This is a genomic window from Cellulomonas sp. GbtcB1 (genome assembly GCF_019091725.1).
Taxonomy (GTDB): Bacteria; Actinomycetota; Actinomycetes; order Actinomycetales; family Cellulomonadaceae; genus Cellulomonas.
In genome coordinates this window covers 39,688-59,310 of the sequence record NZ_JAGXJG010000022.1, presented here as the reverse complement: position 1 = coordinate 59,310, position 19,623 = coordinate 39,688, and the positions used below count along the sequence as shown (strand labels likewise).

The 19,623-nt window shown below is 75.3% G+C and carries 14 protein-coding genes; 4 read left to right on the top strand and 10 right to left on the bottom strand.

Annotated elements, in window-relative coordinates; all coding sequences use genetic code 11:
* On the bottom strand, positions 1 to 2,242 hold a 2,242-nt coding region (locus KVT14_RS10125), incomplete at its 3' end, for a sensor histidine kinase (protein ID WP_217615543.1).
* 175 nt (positions 2,243 to 2,417) lie between these two features.
* Here KVT14_RS10125 and KVT14_RS10120 point away from each other — a divergent pair.
* Together KVT14_RS10120 and KVT14_RS10115 are read left to right on the top strand one after the other, a co-directional pair.
* Entirely contained in the window at positions 2,418 to 3,401 is a 984-nt protein-coding gene (locus KVT14_RS10120; protein WP_217615542.1) for an NAD(P)H-quinone oxidoreductase, read from the top strand.
* 67 nt (positions 3,402 to 3,468) lie between these two features.
* Positions 3,469 to 4,050: a bacterial proteasome activator family protein gene (locus tag KVT14_RS10115; RefSeq protein WP_217615541.1), complete on the top strand. Its 582-nt coding sequence runs from the start codon at positions 3,469 to 3,471 to the stop codon at positions 4,048 to 4,050.
* Here KVT14_RS10115 and KVT14_RS10110 read toward each other — a convergent pair.
* The 7 genes from KVT14_RS10110 to serS form a co-directional block, all read right to left on the bottom strand.
* On the bottom strand, positions 4,047 to 4,976 hold the full coding sequence (locus KVT14_RS10110; RefSeq protein WP_217615551.1) for a DMT family transporter: 930 nt from the start codon (positions 4,974 to 4,976) through the stop codon (positions 4,047 to 4,049). The two genes, KVT14_RS10115 and KVT14_RS10110, sit on opposite strands and share 4 nt — an antisense overlap.
* Before the next feature lie 135 nt (positions 4,977 to 5,111).
* Positions 5,112 to 6,086, bottom strand: a complete 975-nt coding sequence (locus tag KVT14_RS10105) for a carbohydrate ABC transporter permease (RefSeq protein ID WP_217615540.1) — start codon at positions 6,084 to 6,086, stop codon at positions 5,112 to 5,114.
* Complete coding sequence (locus KVT14_RS10100; RefSeq protein WP_217615539.1) at positions 6,083 to 7,072, bottom strand: carbohydrate ABC transporter permease; 990 nt, start codon at positions 7,070 to 7,072, stop codon at positions 6,083 to 6,085. The genes KVT14_RS10105 and KVT14_RS10100 overlap by 4 nt, the downstream gene beginning before the upstream one ends.
* 104 nt (positions 7,073 to 7,176) lie before the next feature.
* The gene (locus tag KVT14_RS10095; RefSeq protein WP_217615538.1) at positions 7,177 to 8,571 is read right to left on the bottom strand and encodes an ABC transporter substrate-binding protein; all 1,395 of its coding nucleotides are present in this window, start codon (positions 8,569 to 8,571) and stop codon (positions 7,177 to 7,179) included.
* Between the two features lie 125 nt (positions 8,572 to 8,696).
* Positions 8,697 to 9,743 (bottom strand): LacI family DNA-binding transcriptional regulator, encoded by a 1,047-nt coding sequence (locus tag KVT14_RS10090; protein ID WP_217615537.1) that lies wholly within the window; start codon positions 9,741 to 9,743, stop codon positions 8,697 to 8,699.
* 88 nt (positions 9,744 to 9,831) lie between these two features.
* The gene (locus KVT14_RS10085) at positions 9,832 to 10,653 is read right to left on the bottom strand and encodes an HAD family hydrolase (RefSeq protein ID WP_217615536.1); all 822 of its coding nucleotides are present in this window, start codon (positions 10,651 to 10,653) and stop codon (positions 9,832 to 9,834) included.
* Positions 10,650 to 11,945, bottom strand: a complete 1,296-nt coding sequence (gene serS, locus KVT14_RS10080; RefSeq protein WP_217615535.1) for a serine--tRNA ligase — start codon at positions 11,943 to 11,945, stop codon at positions 10,650 to 10,652. Before serS ends, KVT14_RS10085 begins: the two co-directional genes overlap by 4 nt.
* Before the next feature lie 83 nt (positions 11,946 to 12,028).
* Here serS and KVT14_RS10075 point away from each other — a divergent pair, with 83 nt between their 5' ends.
* Positions 12,029 to 13,201, top strand: a complete 1,173-nt coding sequence (locus KVT14_RS10075; RefSeq protein ID WP_217615534.1) for a diacylglycerol kinase family protein — start codon at positions 12,029 to 12,031, stop codon at positions 13,199 to 13,201.
* Positions 13,202 to 13,217: 16 nt separating this feature from the next.
* On the opposite strand, the gene pheA is transcribed toward KVT14_RS10075, so the two are convergent.
* Positions 13,218 to 14,180: a prephenate dehydratase gene (gene pheA, locus KVT14_RS10070; RefSeq protein ID WP_217615533.1), complete on the bottom strand. Its 963-nt coding sequence runs from the start codon at positions 14,178 to 14,180 to the stop codon at positions 13,218 to 13,220.
* Positions 14,181 to 14,324: 144 nt separating this feature from the next.
* Between pheA and KVT14_RS10065 the strand changes: the two genes are divergently transcribed.
* Entirely contained in the window at positions 14,325 to 16,817 is a 2,493-nt protein-coding gene (locus tag KVT14_RS10065) for a hypothetical protein (protein WP_217615532.1), read from the top strand.
* Here the strand turns inward: KVT14_RS10065 and KVT14_RS10060 are convergent.
* Positions 16,709 to 19,549 carry a bifunctional diguanylate cyclase/phosphodiesterase gene (locus KVT14_RS10060; RefSeq protein ID WP_217615531.1) on the bottom strand — a complete coding sequence of 947 codons (2,841 nt, stop codon included), beginning with the start codon at positions 19,547 to 19,549 and terminating at the stop codon, positions 16,709 to 16,711. The genes KVT14_RS10065 and KVT14_RS10060 overlap by 109 nt on opposite strands.
* Between the last annotated feature and the right edge of the window lie 74 nt (positions 19,550 to 19,623).

The window sequence follows — 19,623 nt, the reverse complement described above, 5'->3', positions numbered from 1 at the left end:
CGGGGGTGCGCGACGGCAGGGCGCCGCGGGACGGCAGGCCGGCGCGCGAGGGCAGCGGGGCCGGCTCGCCGGGGGCGGGTGCGACCAGCGGGGTCCAGCCGCCGGCCTCGGCCGCGACCTCGGGGGCCAGCGTGGCCTCGGCCGGGGCCGGCAGGACCACGTCCTGCTCCGCCGGGACGTCCGAACGCGCGGCGGGCGCGGCGGCCGGGGTCGCCTCGCCGGCGGCGCGGCGGCGCGGCAGGCCCGTCTGGGTCGCGCCGTCGGTGAGGGCGGCCAGGTCGACCGGGACGGCGACGGGCGCCTCGACGGTCGGCAGCGACCCCGTGGACGGGCCGGAGGCGCGGCCGGCGGCGGGCCCGGCGAGCGCCGGGTCGTTGGCGGTGAACAGCGCGACCGGGAACCGGACGACCGCAGCCGTGCCGGACAGCTCGCCCTTGGCGCGCTTGAGGAAGACCTCGGCGCCGAGCCGCTGGGACAGGCGCGCCACCACGAACAGGCCGAGGCGCTGCGCGCCCAGGGCCTCGGTGGGCGACGTCGAGGAGATCGTGGCGTTCGCGGCCGCGATCTCGTCGGGCGACATGCCCAGGCCCTGGTCGACGATGCGGACCACGACGTGGTCACCCTCGACGCCGGTCTGCACGACCACGGGGGTGCCCGGCTCGGAGAACAACGTCGCGTTCTCCAGCAGCTCGGCGAGCAGGTGCGCGGCGCCCAGGGCGTTGAAGCCGTGCATCAGCGGGTCGGCGTCGAGCTCGAGCTGGACGCGGTCGTACTGCTCGATCTCGGACGAAGCGGTGCGGACCACGTCGGACAGCGGCATGGCCTCGCGGAGGCGGCGGCCCGAGTCGATGCCCGCGAGCACGAGCAGCGACTCGGCGTTGCGGCGCATACGCGTGGCGAGGTGGTCCAGGCGGAACAGGTTCGCGAGGACCGCCGGGTCCTCCTCGGAGCGCTCGAGCGTGTCGATGAACGACAGCTGGCGGCCGAGCAGCACCTGGTCGCGGCGGGCGACGTTGACGAACATCTCCGCGATGGACCCACGGAGGGCGGCCTGCTCGCGGGCGACCTGGATCGTCGTCGAGTTGACGTCGTTGAACGCCTGGGCCAGCCGGCCGACCTCGTCCTGGGACTCGACCGGGATGTTCGCCAGGGTGAGGTCCGGGGTCTCGCCCGGCACGGCCACCTGCTCGACCAGGCGGGGCAGCGTCTCGCGGACCGTGCCGGCGGCCGCGGTCAGACGGCGCATCGGGACGACGATCCCGCGGGAGACGACGAGCGCGATGAGGATCGACAGCACGGCGGCGGCCGCGGCGATGCCACCGGTGAGGACCGCGCGCTCCTGCGCCTGGCCGGCCACCACGTCGGCGCGCTCGGTCGCGGACTCGAGCAGCTCGGTGCCCACGGGGCGCAGCGAGGCGAGCTCCGCGTTCACGAGGCTGTTCCACCGGGTGGGGTCCAGCGCGGAGACGGTGAGCTCGTTGCCGGAGACCATCGACAGCTGCATGGCCGTGAGGTCGGCGTCCCGCGAGCTGAGCTGGATGCCCTGCAGGCGGAGGCTGTTGGTTCGCTCACGGGCGTCGGACCGGGCCTGGTCCTGGACCGCGAACAGGGCCGCGAGCTCCCGGACGTCGGAGGAGTTCGCGCCGTCGGCGTTCAGCACGCTCGTCGCGAGCGGCTGGGCGCGGAGCACCTGCTCGATCGTGTCGGCGATGGCGCCGTACGCGGACATGCGGCTCGCCAGGGTCCGCTCCGACAGGGTCTCGGAGACGACGACGGGCACGTCGTTGTCGGCCGACACGATGTCGGTGTAGTTGCTGTCGACCAGCGTGCCCGGGATGGAGTCGGCGTCGACGCGGTCGCGGATCTCCACGAGGCGCGTGTGCTGGTCGGTCGCCTTCTGGACGGAGTCGGCCACGCGGGCGTCCAGGGTCGACAGGTCGATGTCGCGCAGCGCGGTGCCGAGCGCCGCGACCGCGTCGTCCGTCGCGGACCGGGCCGCGCTGAGGTTGCCGCCGAGGTCCGCGTCGGTGACCTGCTGCACCGAGAGCGTGCGCTCCTGCTGCAGGGCCTCGGCCGCGCGGGCGTAGAGCGGCATGACCGTCACGACGTCACGCACGGTGGCGGCGGTGCGCGCCTCGCCCACCGACTGGGTGGTGATGTAGGCCGCGGTCAGCAGCAGGACGAGCACGGGCAGCGCGAGGACCGCCAGCACCTTGGTGCGGATGCCGAGCCTGCGCAGCATGTCGACCTGCCTCCCGATCCTCGCGTCCCACCTGGCCGTGCGGGCACGCCCAGGTCAAGGCACCCGTGGAGGGCCCCCGTCCGAACCTCATCGGCGCCACCGGGCCGCCACATGAGCGCATCGGCAGGATTCATCCACCCGTGTCCTGCGACGACACGGTGCGTAGGCTCGCACGATGGACGTGGTGCAGGTCAAGAGCCCGGGCGGACCGGAGCAGCTGCAGGTGGTCGAGCGGCCCGACCCGGAGCCCGGTCCCGGCGAGGTGCTGGTGCGCGTGGCGGCCGCCGGCGTGAACCGGGCGGACCTGCTGCAGCGCGAGGGCAGGTACCCGCCGCCGCCCGGTGCGCCCGACTGGCCGGGCCTCGAAGTCTCGGGCGTCGTCGCAGGTCACGGCCCCGGAGTCGACGCCGCCGTGTGGCCGCTCGGCGCCCGGGTCGCGGCGCTGCTGCCCGGCGGCGGCTACGCGACGGCCGTGACCGTGCCGGCGGGCCTGCTGCTGCCCGTGCCGGACGGCGTCGACCTCGTGGACGCCGCCGGGCTGCCGGAGGCGCTGCTCACCTCGTGGACGAACGTCGTCGACGCGGGGCGGCTCGCGGCCGGCGACGTGCTGCTGGTCCAGGGCGGCTCCGGGGGCGTCGGATCGGTCGCCGTGCAGCTGGGCGCCGCGCTCGGCGCCCACGTCGTCGCGACCGCCGGCGGGGCGGAGCGGGCGGAGCGGTGCAGGGAGCTGGGCGCCCGCACCGTCGTCGACCACCGCACGCAGGACGTCGCCGAGGCGGTGCGCGCGGCGACGGACGGGCACGGCGCGGACGTGGTCCTCGACGTCCTGGGCGCGGGCGGGCTCGCGACGAACCTGGCGGCGCTGGCCACCGGCGGCCGGCTCGTCGTCATCGGCACCCAGCGCGGGTCGCGGGGCGAGCTGGACCTGGGCCTCCTCATGGCCCGGCGCGGCAGCGTCATCGGCACCACCCTGCGCGCCCGCCCGCTCGCGGAGAAGGAACGGATCGTCGCGGACGTGCGGGCGCGGGCGTGGCCGATGCTGTCCGACGGCCGGCTGCGCCCGGTGGTGCACGCGCGGCTCCCCCTCGACCGCGCCGCCGACGCGCACCGGCTCCTGGACTCGGGCGAGGTGTTCGGCAAGGTGCTGCTGGTCCCGTGACGGGCGCGCGGCTCCCGACCGCCCCGCAGGGGTGCCGTCCGCGCCCGCGCGCGAGAGGATGGCGCGCATGAGCGACTCCAGCACCGGCCCGCAGCGCCCCCGCGTCGTCGTGCTCGGCGGCGGCTCCGACGACCCCGGCGACCAGGACGCCGAGGACCGCGCGGCCACGGGTGCCGAGGGCCAGGCGGACGCGGCCGAGGAGCCCGCCGCCTCCGTCGGCCAGCCCGCGAAGGTCATGCGGATCGGCACGATGATCAAGCAGCTGCTCGACGAGGTGCGCAGCGCCCCGCTCGACGAGGCGGCCCGCGCCCGGCTCGCCGAGGTGCACGAGCGATCGCTCCGCGAGCTCGAGGACGGGCTCTCCCCCGAGCTGATCGACGAGCTGCACCGGATCACGCTGCCGTTCGCCGACGAGCAGACGCCGAGCGACGCCGAGCTGCGGATCGCGCAGGCCCAGCTGGTCGGCTGGCTCGAGGGCCTGTTCCACGGCATCCAGACCGCGCTGGTGGCGCAGCAGATGGCGGCCCAGGCGCAGCTGACGCAGATGCGGCGGGCGCTGCCGGGCGGGCACGGGCCGGCAGGTCCGGTCAGCCCGGGCGGCGTCCCGGGGGCGCCGACGGCGGACCAGGGGCCCGGGCAGTACCTCTAGGCCTGCCGCTCGGCCGGGGCCGGCTCCGCGGTCTCCCCCGGTGCACGGCGCGTCGCGGTCAGCACGATCGCCACCGACACGCACAGCAGCCCGACCACCTCCCAGCCGTGCGGCCATTGCCGCAGCGCGACGGCGCCGACCACCGCGGCGGTCGCGGGCAGCATCGCCAGCAGCACGGCGAACGTCGCCGCGGTGACCCGGCGGAGCACGACCTGCTCGATCGCGTACGGGACGACCGAGGACAGCACCGCGATGCCGACGACGGCGAGCGCCAGGCCGACGTCGGTCAGCACGGGCGCGGCCGGCGCGGCGAGGAAGGGCGCACCGACGAGGGCCCCGGCGGTCATGCCGACCGCGAGCGAGGCGATGCCGTCGGGTGCGGGACGCGCGCCGTCCGGGTCGGCCGCGCCGGCGTCGCCCGCAGGCCGCCGCGTCCCGTGGGCCACCCGGCGCCCGAGCAGGATGTACCCCGCCCAGCACGCCGCGGCGATGCCGATGGCGACCAGCCCGCGCACCGAGTCCTCGCCGCCGCAGCTGAGCTCGACCCCGGCGAGCAGCACGACCCCGAGCGCGGCGACCACGATGCCGAGCCGCTCCCGCCAGGTCCGGCCGGTGACCGCGGCGACGGCGACGGGCCCGAGGAACTCGATCGCCACGGCGGTGCCGAGCGGCAGCACGTCGATGGCGACGTAGAAGGAGACGTTCATCGCGGCGAGCACCACGCCGAACGCCGCGGCCGCGCCGAGGTCGGCCGGGGTCCACCGCGCGCGCCAGGGGCGGCGCCAGGCCAGCAGCACCAGCGCGGCGACGGCGATCCGGAGCCAGGCGACGGTCGGCGACGGGATCACGGCGAACAGCGCGACCGCGAGCGCGGCGCCGCCGTACTGCGCGAGGCCGGAGACGGCGAACAGCGCCGGCGCCGGCACCCGCCCCACCACGCCGCCTGCTCGTCCGCTCATCGCCCACGCACTCTACGGGCCCGCACGGCAGTGGAGCGTTCTGCCGGACACGCCGGTGCGTGTCGGGCAGAACGCTCCACTCGCGGGGTGCGTGCCCGGGGGTCAGCCCTTGACGGAGCCCGCCAGGAGGCCGCGCACGAAGTACCGCTGCAGCGAGATGAACACGATGAGCGGCACCACCATGGAGATGAACGCCCCGGCGGTCAGCACGTGCCAGTCGCCGCCGCGGCTGCCCGCCATCTCGGCGACCGCCACGGTCAGCGGCCGGGAGTTCGGCGACGCGAACGTCAGGCCGACCAGCAGGTCGTTCCAGACCCAGAGGAACTGGAAGATGCCGAACGCCGCGATGGCCGGGACCAGCAGCGGCAGCAGCACCCGGAAGAAGATCTTCACGTGCCCCGCGCCGTCGACGCGGGCCGCCTCCACGAGGGACGAGGGGATGTCCTTCATGAAGTTGTGCAGCAGGAAGATCGCCAGCGGCAGGCCGAAGATCGAGTGCGACAGCCAGACCGTCCAGAACGACCCGGCGACGCCCGCGCTCACGTAGTCGCGCAGCAGCGGCACGAGCGCCACCTGCAGCGGGACGATCTGCAGCGCGAACACCGCGACGAACAGGATGTTGCGGCCCTTGAAGTCGATCCACGCGAACGCGTACGCCGCGAGCAGGGCGATCGTGATCGGGATGATCACCGCGGGGATCGTGATGACGAACGAGTTGACGAAGTACGTCGCCAGGTTGGCGCCGGAGCCGAACAGCGCCTGGTCGTAGTTGTCGAGCGTGAACTCGGCCTCGCCGTTGAACAGCCCGCCGAACACGGTCCACCAGCCGGAGCGGCGGATGTCGAGCTCGGGCCGGAACGACGTGACCAGCAGGCCGACCGACGGGATCGTCCACAGGATCGCGATGAGGATCGCCGCGAAGGACGCCCACGGGGAGGACAGCCGGCCCTTGGTGGCGATCGCCCGCCGCTCGAGGCGGCTCAGCCGGCGCTGGCGTCCCGGCTCGCCGCCGGCGTCGGCGGTCTCCTCGAACGCCTCGGCGAACGGCCCGGTCGGGGGGAGCGGGGTGGTGGTCATCGGATCTCCTCCGACTTGCGCAGCTGCCGCACGTTGTAGACGACGATCGGCACGACCAGGATGAACAGGATCACCGCGAGCGCGGCGCTGAGCCCCTGGTTGTTCTGCCGGAACGCCTGCGTGTAGAACTCGTTCGCGATGACCTGCGTGTTGAACTGCCCGCCGGTCATGGTGCGGACGATGTCGAACACCTTGAGCGTGCCGATCGCGATCGTGGTGAGCACGACCACCAGCGCCGGCCGGATGGACGGCACGGTGATGTAGCGGAACATCCGCATCCCGCCGAGCCCGTCGAGGCGCGCGGCCTCGACGATGTCGTCCGGGATGGCCTTGATGGCCGCCGACAGCACGGTCATCGCGAAACCGGTCTGGATCCACACCATCACCACGATGAGGAACACGGTGTTCCACGGGGAGTTGATGAGGAACTGCTGCGGCTCCAGGCCGACCCAGACCAGCACCTGGTTGAGCAGGCCGGTCTGCTTCACGCCGGGCTGGTCCGGCTTGAACTCGTAGACGAACTTCCAGATGATCGACGCGCCGACCATCGAGATCGCCATCGGGATGAACACCAGGGCCTTGGCGAGCTTCTCGAACCGCGTGCGGTCGACCAGCACGGCGTAGACCAGGCCGATCAGCGTCGACGCGATCGGCACCAGGATCACCCAGATCGCGGTGTTGGTCAGCACGCTCTGGAACTGCCCGCCCGTGAGCACCCGGGTGTAGTTGTCCACGCCGATGAACTCGTTGCCCCGCTTGTCGAAGAACGAGTTCCACAGGGTCAGGACCGCGGGCCGCACGAGGCCCCACGCCAGCAGCAGCAGCGCGGGTCCCGCGAACGCCGCGGCGACGACCCACCGGGGGACCCGCTTGGGCCGGTCCACCAGGAACAGGATCGCGCCCATGACGACCACGAACAACGCGACCGCCAGGAACATCAGGGCGAACTTCTCGCCCACCGAGCTCGCGCTCGTCAACCAGCTCATGTACGCCTCCGAACCGGACGGGCCCGCCCGGCGGGACGGGGGGTGGTGCCCCCGCGCCCCGCCGGGCGGGCCGTCAGCCGATCAGTCGATCGATGCCCGACCCGTCAGGATCCGGCGGGCCAGGAGTCCTCGACGGACTTCGCGGCGTCCTCCGTGGAGGTGCCGGTCAGCCAGTTGACGATCGCGGTCCAGAAGGTGCCGGCGCCGACCTCGCCCGGCATCAGGTCGGACGCGTCGAACCGGATCACGGAGTTCGGGTCGGCGAGGATCTCGGCCGACAGCTTGTCGAACTCGGTGGCCAGGTTGTCCGGGTCCAGGCCGTTGTTGGCGCTGACCCAGCCGCCCATCGGGGTCGTCTTGGCCTTGGTGTTGGCCCAGTCCGCGCTCGACAGGTAGGTCTGGAAGGCCTGCACCTCGGGACGGTCGTCGAACGCCGCCACGAACTCGCCGCCGCCCAGGACCGGCTTGATGTCGGTCTGGTTGGTGGGCAGGTAGAACGCGTAGACGTCGCCGTCCGGCGCGACCTCGGTGCCCTCGGGCCACTGCGTCTGGTAGAAGTTCGCCGCCCGGTGCAGCCAGCACGTGCCGTCGAGGATCGGGAAGCCCGCGTCCGTCCACGGCGTGGTGGCGATCGAGTCGACGCCGCCCAGGCCGGCGTTCACGTACTGGTCGTTCTTGAGGATGTCGCCGACCGTGTCCCAGGCGTCGATGATCTGGGGGTCGTTGAACGGGATCTCGTGCGTGTACCACTGGTCGTACACGTCCGGGCCCGCGGTGCGGAGCACCACGTCCTCGATCCAGTCGGTGCCCGGCCAGCCGGTGGCGTCGCCGGACTCCACGCCGGCGCACCACGGCATGCCGCCGTCGTCGACGATCTGGTCGGAGAGGGCGATCAGGTCGTCCCAGGTCTCCGGGACCTCGTAGCCGGCGTCCTCGAACATCGAGGGCGAGTACCAGACGTACGACTTCACGTTGGAGCCCAGCGGGGCCGCGTAGAACGTGCCGTCGACCGTGCCGTACTCCTTCCAGGACTCGCTGAAGAACTCGTCCACGTTCGCGACCGTGGCGTCCGGCGCCGGGACGATCGCGTCGGGGAAGTCGGTGACGATCGTGTTGAGCAGGCCGGGCTGCGGCAGGTACGCGATGTCGGGCGCGTTGCCGGCCTGGATGCGGACGAGCAGCTGCGCCTCGAACTCGCGCGAGCCCTCGTACTCCACGGTGACGCCGGTGCACTCCTCGAACGGGTCGTAGGAGTCCTCCTGCGTCTGCTGCTCGGGCTCGACGATCGACGTGTAGACCGAGACGGTCGTGCCGTCCAGGTCGCCGAAGTCGTCGAACACGGAGCAGTCGATCTCGTTCGCGGCGCCGGTGTCGCCGCCGCCGCTGGTGCCCCCGTCACCGGAGTCGCCGGAGTCGCCGGAACAAGCCGTGAGCGCGAGCGCCAGCCCGAGCCCGCCGGCCACCGCGGCGCTCGCGCCGCGACGACGGATCCTCATCATGCGTCTGCCTCCACCTCGTCGTGGTTGCGGGCCGAGGCGGGTACGCCTCGGTGCGTGGGTCATATGCAAGCGTTTACATGGCTGGCGCACAACCACCTGACGGGTTCCGACTTGTCACGATTTGGTCACATGGACGCGCGGTCGGCCCGATTCCGGCTCGTCCCGGATCGTCCCCATGGCCCCGCCGTCGACCCGCGCTCGACCAGCACCGTCGGGAACACGACCTCCTCCGGCACCGGTGCGCCGGTGATCATCTCCAGCAGCATCGACGCCGCGGTGACCCCCTGCTCCTGCGCGTTCTGCACCATCGTGGTCAGCCCCAGGTGCTCGCCCATGTCGTGCCCGTCGACGCCGACGACCGACACGTCCTCGGGCACCCGGAGCCCCCGGTCCCGCAGCGCCAGCAGCGCGCCCATCGCCATCTCGTCCGACGCCGCGAACACCGCGGTCACGTCGGGGCGCCGGTCCAGCAGGGCGTGCATCGACGCGCGGCCGCCCCGGACGTCGAAGTGCCCGTGCACCTCGAGGCCCTCGGTCGCCAGCCCCCGCGCGGCGAGCTCCGCGCGCCAGCCCTCGGCCCGGCGCACGGCCGGCGACCACGGCAGGGTGTCGTCCGGCTCCCCCGACAGGTGCGCGACCACCGTGTGGCCGAGGTCCGCCAGGTGCCCGACCGCGCGGCGCGCGGTGCCGACGTCGTCCAGCCCGACGGTCACGTGGCCCGGCGCTCCCGCGCCGACGAACACCAGCGGGTAGCCGAGCTCGTCGAGCAGCGCGACCTCCTCCGCCTCGAGCGGCAGCCCCACGACCAGCACGCCGTCGACGCGGCGGCGCAGGACGTCCGGGTCCAGCCGCAGCCGCCGGACCTCGCGGGACACCTCGAACGTGTAGAGCAGCGCGTCGAAGTCCTCGACCCGCAGAGCCCGCTCCGCGCCCTCGATGACGTTGGCGAAGAACCAGTGCGCGACCCACGGCGTGATGAGGCCGATCGTCCGCGTCCGCCCGGAGGCGAGCGACGAGGCGGACGGCGACGGCACGTACCCCAGCTCGTCGGCGGCCCGGCGCACCCGCTCGCGCGTGGCCGCGGTGACGTTCGGCAGGCCGCGCAGCGCGCGCGACACGGTCGCGGTGGACACCCCGGCAGCCCGGGCCACGTCGACGATGCCGTGCGCCATGGCGGGGATTGTGCTCCGCCAGGGAGGCGGCGGTCCACCCTGTCGGGCGACCGGTTGCCGTGGGAGCGCTACCGCTTTCCCGCCCGCGTCAGACGGGCGTGTGCCCGACGGTCCGCAGCACGGCGACCACGCCGTCGTCCTCGACCGTGCCCGTGACCTCGTCGGCCGCGAGCCGCACGAACTCGGGCGCGTGCCCCATCGCGACGCCGCGCGCGGCCCAGCGGAGCATCTCGACGTCGTTGCCGCCGTCGCCGACCGCGACGGTCGCGAACGGCTCGACGCCCAGGTCTCGACGCAGCTCCTCCAGGGCGCTCGCCTTGGAGACGCCGCCGGGGGTCAGGTCGAGCCACGCGCTCCAGCCGACCGCGTAGGACACCTGGTGCAGGCCGACGCGCTCGACGAGCTCGCGGAACTCCTCGGGGGTGCTGCCCGGGTCCCGCACGACGACGCGGGTGGCGGGCTGCGCGACGAGCTCGTCGAACGGCAGCACCGTCTGGTCGCCGGTGAGCTCGTGGTCCGGAAACGGCCGGGACACCCGGAAGCCGTGGCCCAGGTCCTCGACGGCGAACAGCGCGTCGGGCAGCTCGGCCTGCAGCACGCGGAGCGCGGGCTCGGGGTCGAAGGTGGTCGTGCTCGTGACCTCGTAGCCCTGCGGGGCGTCCGGGTCGAGGCGCGCGGTCACGGCGCCGTTCGAGCACACGACCCAGCCGGTCGTGATCCCGAGGTCGGTGGCCACCGGCACCGCGCTGCGCACGCCGCGTCCGGTCGCGAGCACGACGTGGGCGCCCGCGTCGCGGACCGCGGCCACGGCCTCGCGCACGGCGGGCGACACCGCGCCGTCGTAGGACAGCAGCGTGCCGTCGACGTCGAGGGCGACGAGGGTGCCGGCCGCCGTGCGCGGGTGCGTCATCGGGATCCGCCCCCCACGGGCTCCAGCACCTCGAGGCCGCCGAGGTACGGCCGCAGGCCCTCCGGGACCCGCACCGAGCCGTCGGCCTGCTGGTGGTTCTCGAGGATCGCGACGATCCACCGGGTGGTCGCGAGCGTGCCGTTCAGGGTCGCGACCGGCCGGACCTCGCCGTCGGCGGTGCGCTCGCGCACCCCGAGCCGGCGGGCCTGGAACGTCGTGCAGTTGGAGGTCGAGGTGAGCTCCAGGAACCGTTCCTGGCTGGGCAGCCAGGCCTCGCAGTCGAACTTGCGGGCCGCGCTCGACCCGAGGTCGCCCGCCGCGGTGTCGATGACCCGGTACGGCAGCTCGACGAGGCGGAGCATCTCCTCCTCCCAGCCGAGGATCCGGCGGTGCTCGTCCGCGGCGTCCTCGACGGTCGTGTAGGAGAAGGCCTCGACCTTGTGGAACTGGTGCACCCGGATGATGCCGCGGGTGTCCTTGCCGTAGGACCCCGCCTCGCGGCGGTAGCAGGCCGACCAGCCGGCGTACCGCAGCGGGCCGCCCGACAGGTCGAGGATCTCGCCCGAGTGGTAGCCGGCGAGCGCGACCTCGGAGGTGCCGACGAGGTACAGGTCGTCGGCCTCCAGGCGGTAGATCTCGTCCGCGTGCGCGCCGAGGAACCCGGTGCCGGCCATGACCTCGGGCTTGACCAGCGTCGGCGTGATGACCGGCGTGAAGCCCGACTTCAGCGCGAGGTCGACCGCCGCGTTCAGCAGGGCGAGCTCCAGGCGGGCGCCGATGCCGGTCAGGTAGTAGAACCGCGCGCCGGACACCTTCGCGCCGCGCTCGGTGTCGATCGCGCGCAGGCCCTCGCCGAGCTCCAGGTGGTCGCGGACGGCGAACTCGGCGCCGTACTCCGCGGCGAAGTCGCGGGGCGTGCCCTCGTGCCGCAGGACCACGTAGTCGTCCTCGCCGCCGGCGGGGACGCCGTCCTCGACGACGTTGCCGATCCGGCGGGCCAGCTCGGTCGCGAGCTCGTCCGCGGCGTCGGCGTCGGCCTGCAGCGCCTTGACCTGCTCCGCGAGCTGCTTCGCGTGCGCGAGCAGGGACTGCTTCTCCTCGCCCTGCGCGGAGGCGACCTTCTTGCCGAGCGCCTTCTGCTCCGCGCGCAGGCTCTCGAAGTCGGTGAGCGCGGCGCGCCGCCGGGCGTCCGCGTCGAGCACCTGGTCCACCAGGGCCGGGTCGTCGCCGCGGGCCACCTGGCTCGCGCGCACGACGTCCGGGTCCTGGCGCAGCAGCTTGAGATCGATCACGCTCCCGAGCCTACCGACCGCCGCCGCGGGGCCGCGCCGCGAACCGGAGGCGGCGGCCCACCCGCGGCGCGTAGATTCTGGGCATGACCTGGGAGGGATGGCTGGCCGTCGCCGCCGCCGCGCTGTCCGTCGCCGCTCTCGTCGTCGCCGTGGTCGCGTGGCGCGCGACCGCCGCCGAGCGCCGCGCCCGCCGCGCCGCCGGGATCCTCGGCACCGCGGCGAGCCACCACGCCTCCGTCACCACCCCCGCGCAGCCGGAGCCGCACCGGCCGCTCGTCGCCTTCGTGGCCAACCCGTCGAAGCCCGACGTGCCCGACCTGCGGGCGACCGTCCGCCGCGCGTGCGCCGAGCAGTACCTCCCCGAGCCGCTGTGGCTCGAGACCACCCTGGAGGACCCGGGCATCGGGCAGACCAAGGACGCGGTCGCGCGCGGCGCGGACATCGTCGTGGCGCTGGGCGGCGACGGCACGGTGCGCGCCGTGGCCGAGGCGCTGGTCGGCACCGGCGTGCCGATGGGCCTCGTGCCGGTCGGCACCGGGAACCTCCTCGCGCGGAACCTCGACATCCCGATCGGCGACCCGCTGGCCGCGCTGCAGATCGCGCTCGACGGCACCGACCGCACGATCGACGTCGGCTGGCTGAAGGTGCTGAGGTACGAGTCCGGCGTCGACGACGACGTCGCGGAGGCGGCCGACGACCTGCCCGCGGACACCGACGTCCCGCGGGACCACATCTTCCTGGTGATCGCCGGGGTCGGCTTCGACGCGGCGATGGTCGCCGACGCGGACGACGAGCTCAAGGCGAGGGTCGGCTGGGTCGCCTACTTCGTCGCCGGCATCAAGCACCTGCACGGCCGCCGGCTGCGGACCACGGTCCGGCTGGACGACGCGCCGGGCGAGCCCGCGCGGGTGCGCAGCCTGCTCATCGGCAACTGCGGCCGGCTGCCCGGCGGGATCACGCTGCTGCCGGACGCGGTGCTGGACGACGGCTGGCTCGACGTCGCGGCGATCGACACCCGCGGCGGCGTCGCGGGCTGGGCGCAGCTGTTCGGCGAGGTGGTGCTGCAGGGCGTCGGCGTCCGCAGCCAGCTGCCCGCGAAGATCGGCCGGATCGACCACGCCCGCGCCCGCGAGGTGCACGTCGAGGTGTCCGGCGGCGAGTACGTGCAGGTGGACGGCGACGTGATCGGCCAGGTCACCGAGCTGTCGGCGCGGGTCGAGCCCAGCGCGCTGGTCGTCCGGGTCGCGAAGGCCTGACGGCGCCCCGCGCGGCTCAGACCGACGCACCCCCGCGCACCGAGCGCAGCCAGTCGCGGGCCGTGCGGAAGTCGGCGTCCGCCGTGCCGATGTGCACGTCCGCGGCCCGCCGGTCGGCCCGCGGGTAGGAGCCCAGGTAGCGCACGTGCGGGCACACCCGGTGCAGGCCCATGAAGGCCTCGCCCATCCGCTCCTCGGAGATGTGCCCCTCGGCGTCCATCGAGAACGAGTACCGCCCGAGTGAGTCGCCGATCGGCCGGGACTCGATCCGGGACAGGTTCACGCCGCGGGCCGCGAACTGCTCGAGCATCGTGAGCAGCGCGCCGGCCTCGTTGCTGGGCAGGTGCACGACCAGGGTGGTCTTGTCGGCGCCCGTCGGCGGCGGGACCTCCCCCGGGCGGCCGACGACGACGAACCGGGTGACGGCGTTCGGGTTGTCCGCGACGCCCTCGGCGAGCACCTGGCCCTCGAGGCCGTAGTGCGCGGGCGCGGCGGGCGGCACGAGCGCGGCGTCGAAGCCCAGCGCCCCGCCGTCCGCGCCGGCGCCGGCCTCGGCCAGCAGCGCGGCGGGCGCGGTGTTGGACGTCGCGGGCAGGTGCACGGCGCGCGGCGCGTGCTCCCCGAGCCAGCGGCGGCACTGCACCCAGGCGTGCGGGTGGGCGGCGACCCGGCGGACGTCCGCGAGCGCCACCCCGGGCCGCCCGACCAGCGTGAAGCCGACCGGCACGAGCACCTCGCGCTGCAGCACCAGCGGGTCCCCCACCGCGAGCGCGTCGAGCGTGGCGGTGACGCCGCCCTCGATGGTGCTCTCGATCGCGACCACCGCGTGGTCGGCCGCGCCGGACCGGACCGCCTCGATCGCGCTGACCACGTCGGTCTGCGGCAGGTACTCCGCGTCCTCGGGGCCGGCGACCTGGCGCAGGGCCACCTCGGTGAACGTGCCCGCGGGGCCGAGGTAGGCGTAGCGCGGACGCGGCATCGTGGACCTCCTGGGGACGGCCGCCGCGCGGGCGCGCGACGGGTGTGGCCGGGGCGTGCGCGGGAAGTGCGGCGCGGGTGGACGTGCCGCGGGGAGTCGCTCGCCACGACGCCACCGACAGTAGTGCGCCCGTACCCTGGGCCGGTGCCCCTGTCCACGCCTCAGCCGCGCGCGGCTGCCCGCCCCGCGCCCGCCCGACCCGCCACCGCCCGGGTGGTCGCCGCGGCGCTGGCGGCGCTGCTGACGGTCGCCGTGGGCTGGGTCGCCGCCGCTCCCCGGGCCGCGGCGGCGGACGGTGCGGACGAGGCGGCGGACCGCGCCCCCGTCGTGCTCGTCGGGGTCGCCGGCCTCCGCTGGGACGACCTCGGCTCGCTGACCACGCCCGCGCTGTGGGAGCTGTCCCGGAGCGCGTCGCTGGGCACCACGGTCGTGCGCAGCGCGATCTCGTTCACCTGCCCGTCGATGGGCTGGCTGGCGGTCTCGGCCGGCGGCCGCGCCACGGACCTGGCGGTGGCCGACGGCACCTGCCGCACGCTGCGCGACCCGCTGGCGAACGGCGCGGTCCCCGGCTGGGCCGACTACCAGGAGGCGATGTCGGCCTCGTCGTACGACTCCCGGCTGGGCCTGCTGGGCGACACCGTCGCCGTGGCGGGCGTGACCGCCACGGGCATCGGGCCGGGCGCCGCGATCGCGCTCTCCGACGCGGACGGCACGCCCGTCGGCACGCACGTGCGCGCGCCGGCCGGCACCTCCGCGCTGGAGGGCGCCGTCGCGACCGGGCTCGAGGGCTCGCAGCTCGTGGTCGTCGACGCCGGCACCGTGCGGGACCCGGGCTACCAGACCCGCGGCCGGTCCGACGGGGACGCCGACGCCCCGGCGGACAACCAGGACGAGCCGCCGCTGTCCGGGACGGACGTGGTGATCGAGCCCACCCGGGCCGAGCAGGTGCAGGACATCGACGCGCGCATCGGGGCGGTGCTGGACGCCGTCGCCGACGCGGACGACGACGCCACCGTCCTGCTGTTCTCGGTCGCGGACTCGAACCGCCGCGCGAACCTGCAGGTCGCGGCCGCGGCGGGCCCGACGCCGGACGGCGGGCGCTACGAGGGGGGGCTCATCGGCTCCTCGTCGACCCGGCAGGACGGCTTCCTGCAGACCACCGACATCGCGCCGACCGTGCTCGAGGCGCTGGGGATCCGCGACCAGGCGCCGACCGGCGCGCTCGTCGGCTCGCTGATCCGGTACAGCCCGGACGACGCGACGGCCGGCGCCCGGGTGGCGTACCTGATCGACCAGAACCGGCACGCCCAGGCGGCCGCGCCGCTGGTCGGCGGGTTCTACGTGCTCTGGGTCGGCCTGAACCTGGCGCTGTACCTGCTGGTCGTGGTCGGGCTCAACAACCGGGTGCGGCTATGGTGGTCCGGCCTGCTCGCCCGGCTGCGCCGCCGGCCGCCCGGGGCCGGGCACCCGCGCCGCGTGCTGCACGGCCTGCGGATCGGGGCCGTCGCGGTGGCGGCGGTGCCGGTCTCGACCTTCCTCGCCAACCTGCTGCCCTGGTGGCGGTCGGGCGACCCCGCGTGGGCGCTCGCCGGCGTGGTCGCGCTGTTCGTCGCGGCGATCGTCGCGGTCACGCTCGGGCCGCCCTGGTGGCGCGGGCGGCTGCTCGGCCCGATGGGCGCCGTCGGCGGCCTCACGGCGCTCGTGCTCGCGGTCGACGTCGCCACCGGCGCCCGCCTCGCGCTCGACTCGATGATGGGCCCGGGCTCGCTGGTCGCCGGGCGGTTCTACGGCTTCGGGAACCCGGCGTTCGCGCTGTTCGCGACGGCCATGGTGCTCACGGCGGTGGCGTTCGCCGACCCGCTGCTGCGCGCCGGGCGCCGCGGCCTCGCCGTCGCGGTGGTCGCCGCCGTCGGCCTGGTCGCGGTGGTGATCGACGGCGCCCCGTCGATCGGCGCGGACTTCGGCGGACCGCCCGCGCTGGTCCCCGGGTTCGCGATCCTCGCCCTGCTCGCCGCCGGCGTCCGGCTGACCTGGCGCCGCGTGGTCGCGGTCCTGGCCGCCGGCGTCGTCACCGTCGTCGGCATCGCGCTGGCGGACTGGCTGCGGCCCGCGGACCAGCGCACCCACCTGGGTGCGTTCATCGAGACCGTGCTCGACGGCGGCCTGTGGACGGTGCTGGTCCGCAAGGGCGAGACCAACCTGCGCATCCTGTTCGGCAGCGAGCAGACCCTGCTCGCGATCGGCGGCCTCCTGCTCGTGGTGCTGCTGGTCGGCCGCCCCGCCCGCTCGGCCGTGAGCGCCCCCGACGGCGGCCCGTACGCGTGGCTGTCCGCGGGCGCGCCGCTCCGCCAGATCGGCACCGACGCCCCGATGCTGATGAAGGGCCTGGTCGCGCTCGCCGTCACGCTCGGCGTCGGCTTCGCGCTCAACGACTCGGGCGTGGTCGTCCCGGCGACCGGCATCGGCCTGGCCGTGCCGCTGCTCGCCGCGGCGTGCTCGACCTGGATGCTGCTCCAGCAGCCGGCGGCTCAGCGCGGCCCGGGCAGCCTCGCCCCGACCATGCCCGGGAGCACCGGCCCCGGCACCTCGACCGGGCGGACGGCGTCGGCGAAGGCGCAGGGCCTGCCGAACAGGTAGCCCTGCGCGAGGTCGCAGCCCAGCGAGCGCAGCGCGGCGTACCGGGCCTCGTCCTCCACGCCCTCGGCGATGACGTCGGCGCCCAGCGACCGGCCCAGCGCGACGACCGCCTCGACCACGCCCGCCGCCCGCGGCCCGGCCGCGCCGGATCCGCCGAGCTCCTGCACGAACGACTGGTCGATCTTCAGCAGCGTGACGGGGTAGTCGTGCAGGCGGGACAGCGAGGAGTACCCGGTGCCGAAGTCGTCGATGGCGACGCCGACGCCGAGCTCCCGCAGCGCCCGCAGCATAGGCACCGCGCGGGCGTCGTCGGCGAGCGCGCTCTCGGTGACCTCGATGCCGAGCCAGCTCGCGGGTGCGTCGTACGCCGCGAGCAGGTCCACGACCAGGGTGATGAGGTCGGCCCGGTCCTGCCCCGCGGCGAACTGCCGGGGCGACACGTTCACCCAGACCCGCAGCCCGGCGCCGGTGCTGCGGTTGTGGGCGGTGACCTCGGCGAGCGCGCGGTCCAGCGCCCAGGCGCCGAGCTCGCCGATCAGGCCGGTCTCCTCGGCCACCGGGATGAACTCGCCCGGCGAGACGGGTCCGCGGGTGCGGCTGGTCCAGCGCATCAGCGCCTCCACCCCCTCGACCCGGCCGGTGACCAGGTCCACCTCCGCCTGGTAGACGAGGGACAGCTCGCCCTCCTCGACAGCGCGGCGCAGGTCGGCGGCCATGGTCAGCCGCTGGCGCGCGCGGTCGGCACCGTGGTCCTCGTACCACTGGTGGCAGCCGCCGCCCGCCGCCTTCGCCCGGTACATCGCCACGTCGGCGCACCGGAGCAGCTCGTCCCAGGCCATCTGGCCGGGCTCGGCGTGCACGACTCCGACCGAGCAGCCGACCGCGAACTCCTCGCCGCGGACGGCGAACGGCTCGTCGAAGGCGGCGACGAGCCGGAGGGCGACGTCGTCGGCGACAGCGGTGGTCGCGTCGGGGAGCAGCACGACGAACTCGTCGCCCCCGAGCCGGGCCGCGACCGCCCGGTCCGGCAGGTCGGCGCCGACGCGCTCCGCGGCCCGTTGCAGCAGCTGGTCCCCGACCACGTGGCCGTAGGAGTCGTTCACGAGCTTGAACCGGTCCAGGTCGAGGAGCAGCAGCGCCGTCCCCGCCCGCGAGGTCGCGAGCGCCGCGACCGCCCGCTCCCGGGCGAAGTCCCGGTTCGCCAGCCCGGTCAGCGGGTCGTGCGTCGCCGCGTGCGTGAGCCGGTCCTGCGCCTCGCGGAACCGGGTGACGTCCCGGGCCACGACCAGCACCGAGTCCACCGTGCCGTCCGTCCCCCGCTCGGGCACCGCCCGGACCTCGTACCAGTGCCCCTCGACCTGCGCGGACATGCTGATCAGCCGGCGCGGGTCCGCGTCGCCGTCGACGCCGCGGTCCTCGGAGATGGCGATCATGTGGTGCGCGAGCGCCCGCACGGAGTCCATCACCGGGGACCGGCCGGCGAGGTCGCCGACCCGCGAGCCGAGGTCGGCGTCCGTGACGCGGGCGGCGCGCCGCATGGCGGCGTTGACGAACCGGAGGCGCGCGTCGCCGTCCACCCGCGCGAGCGCGTCCGGGGTGTTCCGGGTGATCGACTCGAGGTCACGGGTCCGGGCGGCGAGCGCGCGGGTGCGGTCGGCGGCGACCTCGACCGCCCGGAGCTCCGCGGCGGCGCGCGACGCGATGAGGCCGACCACGAGCGCGGTCAGCACCGCGCCTCCGAGCAGCGGGAGCGGTGCGAGCGGTCCGACCGCGTCCCGCGGCTCCGCGGCGAGCGTCCAGGTCCGGCCCGCGACCGGCACCGTCACGGCGAGCCGGCCGCCCACGGCGGGGCGCGCGTCGCCGTCCTCGGCGAGCACGCCGAGGACCGTGGCGCCGTCGCTGACGACGGCGGCGTCGCGGGGCCGGGCGGTCACCGCGTCGAGCAGCGGCGCGACGGCGAACGTCGTGACGGTCCAGCCGAGCAGCCGGCGCCGGCGCTCGCCCTCGCTCCCCGGCGCCTCCGGGGAGTCGAAGACGGGCACCGCGATCGCGGCCTCGGCCTGCTGGGCGGCGCCCGCCCGCGCCAGCTTGCCCGCGTCGGAGGAGTCGAGCGCGGGCGACGTGGCCCGGTACGGCGCACTCAGCACCGGCTGGCCGGAGTCGCGCGCGGCCGCGAGCGCGCCGGCGACCGCCGCCGCCCCGTCGGCGTCGCCGGTGCCGGACGCGAGCGCGTCGAGCAGCGAGGAGGACCCGAGCCGGACGACGCGGGTGGCGTGCACCTCCCCCGGCACCGACGCCGCCCCCGTGGGTCGCAGGTCGACGGGCCCGGCGCGGTCCGCCGGGCTCGCGGGCGCCGGGAGCCACGCGACGCCCGAGGTGAGGACCGGCCCGGGCCCCGGTGCCGCGGCGGGGTCCGCCTCGAGGGCCGGCGCGCCCGCCAGCACCCGCAGGTGGCCCTCCCAGGCCGCGGAGGCGTCGTCCCACGACGCGCCCGCGGCGGGGGTCAGGAGGGACGCCGACGTGGACGCCACCCGGACCTGGCCGCCGAGCCGCGCCACCAGGGCCTCCGCGGACACGGCGAGGTCGGCGCGCGTCGCCTGCTCCGCGCGGTCCTGCTGCTGGTGCGCGTCGAACGCGGAGGCGAGCAGCGACAGGGCCAGCCCGACGGGCACGAGCACGGCCACGACCAGCCGCACCCGCCTGCGGGCGCGACCGCGCGCGTCGACCTGCATGCGCACCCCCTCCCCGAGCCCGCGCGGCGGCGGCCCCTGCCGACCGGGCCCGCCGTACCCGTCCCATCGGCCGC

Coding starts and splice junctions, on each gene's coding strand:
- KVT14_RS10120 (WP_217615542.1), top strand. CDS start 2,418: ATGGACGTGGTGCAGGTCAAGAGCCCGGGCGGACCGGAGCAGCTGCAG.
- KVT14_RS10115 (WP_217615541.1), top strand. CDS start 3,469: ATGAGCGACTCCAGCACCGGCCCGCAGCGCCCCCGCGTCGTCGTGCTC.
- KVT14_RS10105 (WP_217615540.1), bottom strand. CDS start 6,086: ATGACCACCACCCCGCTCCCCCCGACCGGGCCGTTCGCCGAGGCGTTC.
- KVT14_RS10100 (WP_217615539.1), bottom strand. CDS start 7,072: ATGAGCTGGTTGACGAGCGCGAGCTCGGTGGGCGAGAAGTTCGCCCTG.
- KVT14_RS10095 (WP_217615538.1), bottom strand. CDS start 8,571: ATGATGAGGATCCGTCGTCGCGGCGCGAGCGCCGCGGTGGCCGGCGGG.
- KVT14_RS10090 (WP_217615537.1), bottom strand. CDS start 9,743: ATGGCGCACGGCATCGTCGACGTGGCCCGGGCTGCCGGGGTGTCCACC.
- KVT14_RS10085 (WP_217615536.1), bottom strand. CDS start 10,653: ATGACGCACCCGCGCACGGCGGCCGGCACCCTCGTCGCCCTCGACGTC.
- KVT14_RS10075 (WP_217615534.1), top strand. CDS start 12,029: ATGACCTGGGAGGGATGGCTGGCCGTCGCCGCCGCCGCGCTGTCCGTC.
- pheA (WP_217615533.1), bottom strand. CDS start 14,180: ATGCCGCGTCCGCGCTACGCCTACCTCGGCCCCGCGGGCACGTTCACC.
- KVT14_RS10060 (WP_217615531.1), bottom strand. CDS start 19,549: ATGCAGGTCGACGCGCGCGGTCGCGCCCGCAGGCGGGTGCGGCTGGTC.